Genomic DNA, 3,878 nt, shown 5'->3' with positions numbered 1-3,878 from the left:
ACCTGCACAAGCTGCGGCGCGCAGGTGGAACTGGGCAGCGATACCCATGCCGCCGAATGTCCGTTCTGCGCCTCGCCGGTCGTGACCGACACCGGCACGCAACGCCATATCAAGCCGCGCGCGCTGCTGCCCTTCGCGCTGGACGAGGCCACCGCGCGCCGCGCCATGACCGATTGGCTGGGGCGGCTGTGGTTCGCGCCGAACGGATTGCAGGACTATGCCCGCAAGGGGCGGCAGATGCAGGGCATTTATGTGCCCTACTGGACCTTTGACGCCGACACCAAATCCACCTACCGGGGCGAGCGCGGCACGACTTATTACGTCACCCAAACCGTGATCCGCGATGGCAAGCGCGAGACCGTGCAGGTGCCGAAAATCCGCTGGACCCCGGCCTCGGGTCGGGTGGCGCGGTTCTTCGACGATGTGTTGATTCTGGCCTCCAATTCCCTGCCCAAGCGCTTTACCGAGGCGCTGGAACCATGGGATCTGGCGGCACTGGTCCCCTATAGCCCCGAATATCTCGCGGGGTTCCGCGCCGAGGGCTACAATCTCGAACTGGAACACGGATTTGTCGAGGCGCGCGGCCGGATGGATGCAATCATCGCCCGCGATGTGCGCTTTGACATCGGCGGCGACCATCAGCAAATCCACGAGATCGACACCGAGGTCAGCGACGTCACCTTCAAACACATCCTGCTGCCCGTCTGGCTCGCGGCCTATAAATACCGGGGCGAAACCTATCGCTTTGTGGTCAATGGCCGCACCGGACGGGTGCAGGGCGAGCGGCCGTGGTCGGCATGGAAGATCGCCTTTGCCGTTCTCATCGGCGCGCTGGTTGCCGGGGCGATTGGCTATGTCGTGGCTCTGGAACAGGGTGTGTTGTAGGGCACATCTGGCAGAAATCCGCCAAACGAGGCATGGATAAGCCGCAAAACTCCCCCTATGATCATCGGTCAAGGCCATGGGCCTGATGGATCATGGTCGGCAAGGACATCACGGAATGACGGACAATTTTGAAACTTTGCAGGGGCTCTTGCAGGCCCGACATTCCTGTCGCGCCTTTCGGCCCGACCCTGTACCCGAGGAAACAATCCGCCAAATCGTCCATGCCGCGGGCCGCGCGCCCTCTTGGTGCAATGCCCAACCCTGGCATGTGACCGTAACGCGCGGGGATGAAACCGCGCGGTTCCGCGACGCGCTGCTCTCGGCGGTGCAACAGGATCGCCCCGGCCCCGACCTGCCTTGGCCCGAAACCTATCCCGGCGCGCATGGCGCGCGGCGGCTGGAATGTGGCCTGCAACTCTACGAGGCGGCAGGCATTGCACGCAACGACCGCGCCGGGCGCGCCGAACAGTCGATGCAGAATTATCACCTCTTTGGCGCGCCCCACGTGGCGATCGTGCAATCCGAGGCAGCACTTGGCCCTTATGGTGCGATGGATACCGGCGGCTTTGTCACAGCCTTTCTGCTGGCGGCCACAGCCCTCGGCGTGGCGACCATCGCGCAGGCGTCCGTGGCCGCCTATGCGCCGATGATCCGCGCGCATTTCGACCTCCCCGAAAGCCGCCTGATCCTCTGCGCCATTTCCTTTGGCCTGCCGGATATGGACCACCCCGCCAACGGCTTTCGTACCAGCCGCGCAGACCTGTCCGAGATTTACGACCCGCGCGGCTGATCGCCGCTGTCACAGAGGTTTGCCATGCGCGCCCTATTGCAACGTGTCTCCGAGGCCTCTGTCACCGTCGATGGTGAAACCATCGGCCAATGCGGCACCGGCCTCTTGATCCTCGTCTGCGCCATGCACGGCGATACCGAGGCCGAGGCAGAGCGTCTGGCCGCAAAAATCGCCAAGCTGAGGATCTTCCCCGATGAGGCGGGCAAGATGAACCGCTCTCTCAGCGATATCAGCGGCAGCGCCCTCGTGATCAGCCAGTTCACCCTGGCCGCCGACACCTCACGCGGCAATCGCCCCGGCTTTTCCACCGCAGCAGAGCCCGAGACCGGGCGCCGGCTCTACGCGTATTTCGCTCAGCAGATGTCCGCTCTGGGGATTGCCACTGAAACCGGCCGGTTCGGGGCGGATATGAAAGTGTCCCTGATCAATGACGGGCCGGTGACGATCTGGATGGAGAGTTGACGGCGGGCGGATCACCGCACGCAGCCCCTACATCGTGTCCAGACAATGCCGCCGGAACGCCCGCTTGAGCAGGTCCAACTCCTCCCGCAAGAGCGCCATTTCGGCGCGGATGTCATAGCTCAGCACATCCCCCGCCAAGAGCGCGAAACTGTCCAGAACCTCGCCGCTCCGCCGATCCCGGATCACAAAGGTCTGCACCCCATCCGCGATCTTTTCCACCGGCACCGGCACCCGCACCACCCAGAGCTTTTCCTCGGGCTTGGCCGTCACCTCGACCCCCGCCACCGGCGCTTGCTGATGCGTGACCTCGATCTCGGGCGCGGCCTCGGCCTCGCCCGCCCGTGTCAGCACCCCCTCCCAGACCCCTTCAAAGAGCCGCGTCTTGGTCAATGTCCACTCGTTCATCCCCACCCCCTACAGCGCCGCGCGCGGCCGACGACTGAACGTCACATCCCGCAACACAAGCTGGCTCATCTGCGGATTCTCGAAAATCAGGTCGATCCACGCCCGCTCCACCCGCTTTTCATTCAGGTTGGAATAGGCTAGATCGAACTCGACCATGATTTCTTCCGAATTCAGCGGCAATTCCCGCACGATCTGTTCGGTATTCGGCCCGTGCTTGATGTTGAGCCGGGCAAAGATTTCCAGCGGTTTTTCCAATTCCACAATCGTATCCATCCGCAAGAGATGCCGCTTGGTCAGCCCGTTCACTGCCTGCTGCGGGAAATCCAGCACCACCGACAGAAACGATCCGTCAAAGGCAAACACATCCATCCGCAACCCATATGGCGCCAGATCCGCCTCGCGGCTGTTGCGCAACTGGCGCAAACACAGCTCCGAGCGCGCGCAATCGTGAAACAACGTCACCTCGCGCCCCAGCATCGACTTGGACCGGACCGAGGCCATGCCGGGCACCGGCAAAGGCTCGCGCCACAACTCCGGCCGCCACGCCCAATCGGTGCCATGCGGGCGGGAAAACGAATTCGACCCGATCATCGGCAACGCCAGCCGGTTATCGGCAATCGAGATCACCTCGTTGAGCGAATACATCAGCTTGCGCGCCCGCGCCCGCGCGCGCCGCAACTCTGCCAACCCCATCATCGGGGCATTGCGCGCAGTCTGCCGCCATTTGCGCAGGCTGTGGCGATGCGTCAACACGTCCAGTAATTTCATGCAGAGCGCACCCTTGCCAATCTTCGCACGCGCGGCCGTGCCGGAATGCTACGTCCCAAATCCTTGCATAGCATTAATTCAAAAGAGGAAACAATCCATCCCAAAGATCAGGAGGCCGGGCTTGCCGCCCGGATCGCCCGCGCCAAGGCTTGCAAGAGCGCCTGCCCCTCGGACCCCGACACGCCCTGCCCTGCAGGTCCGTAAACCGCCAGTCCGACCAGATGCCCGTTGATCACCAGTCCGGCGCGCCAATGCACCGGGTCGCCCCCCGGCAACGCGGCATCACCGCCCTGCATCACCTGCACCACCGCCAGACCGTCCTTTTCAGGTGCTACCCGCACCTTCGCGGGGGCCAGCGCCCGCGCCATGGCCTGCGCATCCGGGGCCTGCGCCGAGGCCGCGCGCGGCAGAACCGAGACGGTCATCACCGCCGGATCGGCATAAACGCCCCCCGTCTGACCAAGGCTCGCACAACTGGCCAACAGGGCAAAACTGCCCGACGCCCCGCGCCGCACACTGGCCGCGTCCACGCAATAGCCACGCGGTCCCGTGACCACCACCGCACCTT

6 protein-coding genes are annotated in these 3,878 nt (G+C 64.0%); 3 read left to right on the top strand and 3 right to left on the bottom strand.

Translation table 11 applies throughout. The annotated features are described in order from the left end of the window. The 3 genes from KBT70_RS04890 to dtd all read left to right on the top strand — a co-directional run. Positions 1-885 (top strand): primosomal protein N' (replication factor Y) - superfamily II helicase (locus tag KBT70_RS04890; protein ID WP_296629406.1); only part of this gene is annotated, 885 nt, incomplete at its 5' end. Positions 886-1,000: 115 nt separating this feature from the next. Next, positions 1,001-1,675: a nitroreductase gene (locus KBT70_RS04885; RefSeq protein WP_296629405.1), complete on the top strand. Its 675-nt coding sequence runs from the start codon at positions 1,001-1,003 to the stop codon at positions 1,673-1,675. Between the two features lie 24 nt (positions 1,676-1,699). Further along, positions 1,700-2,137: a D-aminoacyl-tRNA deacylase gene (dtd, locus tag KBT70_RS04880; RefSeq protein WP_296629404.1), complete on the top strand. Its 438-nt coding sequence runs from the start codon at positions 1,700-1,702 to the stop codon at positions 2,135-2,137. Between the two features lie 27 nt (positions 2,138-2,164). Here dtd and KBT70_RS04875 read toward each other — a convergent pair whose 3' ends face one another. From KBT70_RS04875 to KBT70_RS04865, 3 genes are all read right to left on the bottom strand, one after another. After that, entirely contained in the window at positions 2,165-2,542 is a 378-nt protein-coding gene (locus KBT70_RS04875; RefSeq protein ID WP_296629403.1) for a hypothetical protein, read from the bottom strand. A 9-nt stretch (positions 2,543-2,551) separates the two neighbouring features. Further along, positions 2,552-3,310, bottom strand: coding sequence for a DUF6478 family protein (locus KBT70_RS04870; RefSeq protein ID WP_296629402.1), 759 nt, complete (start codon positions 3,308-3,310; stop codon positions 2,552-2,554). A 107-nt stretch (positions 3,311-3,417) separates the two neighbouring features. Further along, the coding region (locus KBT70_RS04865) for a hypothetical protein (protein WP_296629401.1) at positions 3,418-3,878 on the bottom strand (461 nt) is incomplete at its 5' end.

The sequence above is a fragment of the Roseovarius sp. genome (assembly GCF_018066915.1).
Taxonomy (GTDB): domain Bacteria; phylum Pseudomonadota; class Alphaproteobacteria; order Rhodobacterales; family Rhodobacteraceae; genus Roseovarius.
Note: the sequence above shows the minus strand (reverse complement) of the source record. Positions and strands in the feature narration are given on the sequence as shown.

What these genes read in the sequence shown, in the direction of transcription:
- KBT70_RS04870 (WP_296629402.1), bottom strand. Translation starts at nt 3,310, where the DNA reads ATGAAATTACTGGACGTGTTGACGCATCGCCACAGCCTGCGCAAATGG.
- KBT70_RS04875 (WP_296629403.1), bottom strand. Translation starts at nt 2,542, where the DNA reads ATGAACGAGTGGACATTGACCAAGACGCGGCTCTTTGAAGGGGTCTGG.
- dtd (WP_296629404.1), top strand. Translation starts at nt 1,700, where the DNA reads ATGCGCGCCCTATTGCAACGTGTCTCCGAGGCCTCTGTCACCGTCGAT.
- KBT70_RS04885 (WP_296629405.1), top strand. Translation starts at nt 1,001, where the DNA reads ATGACGGACAATTTTGAAACTTTGCAGGGGCTCTTGCAGGCCCGACAT.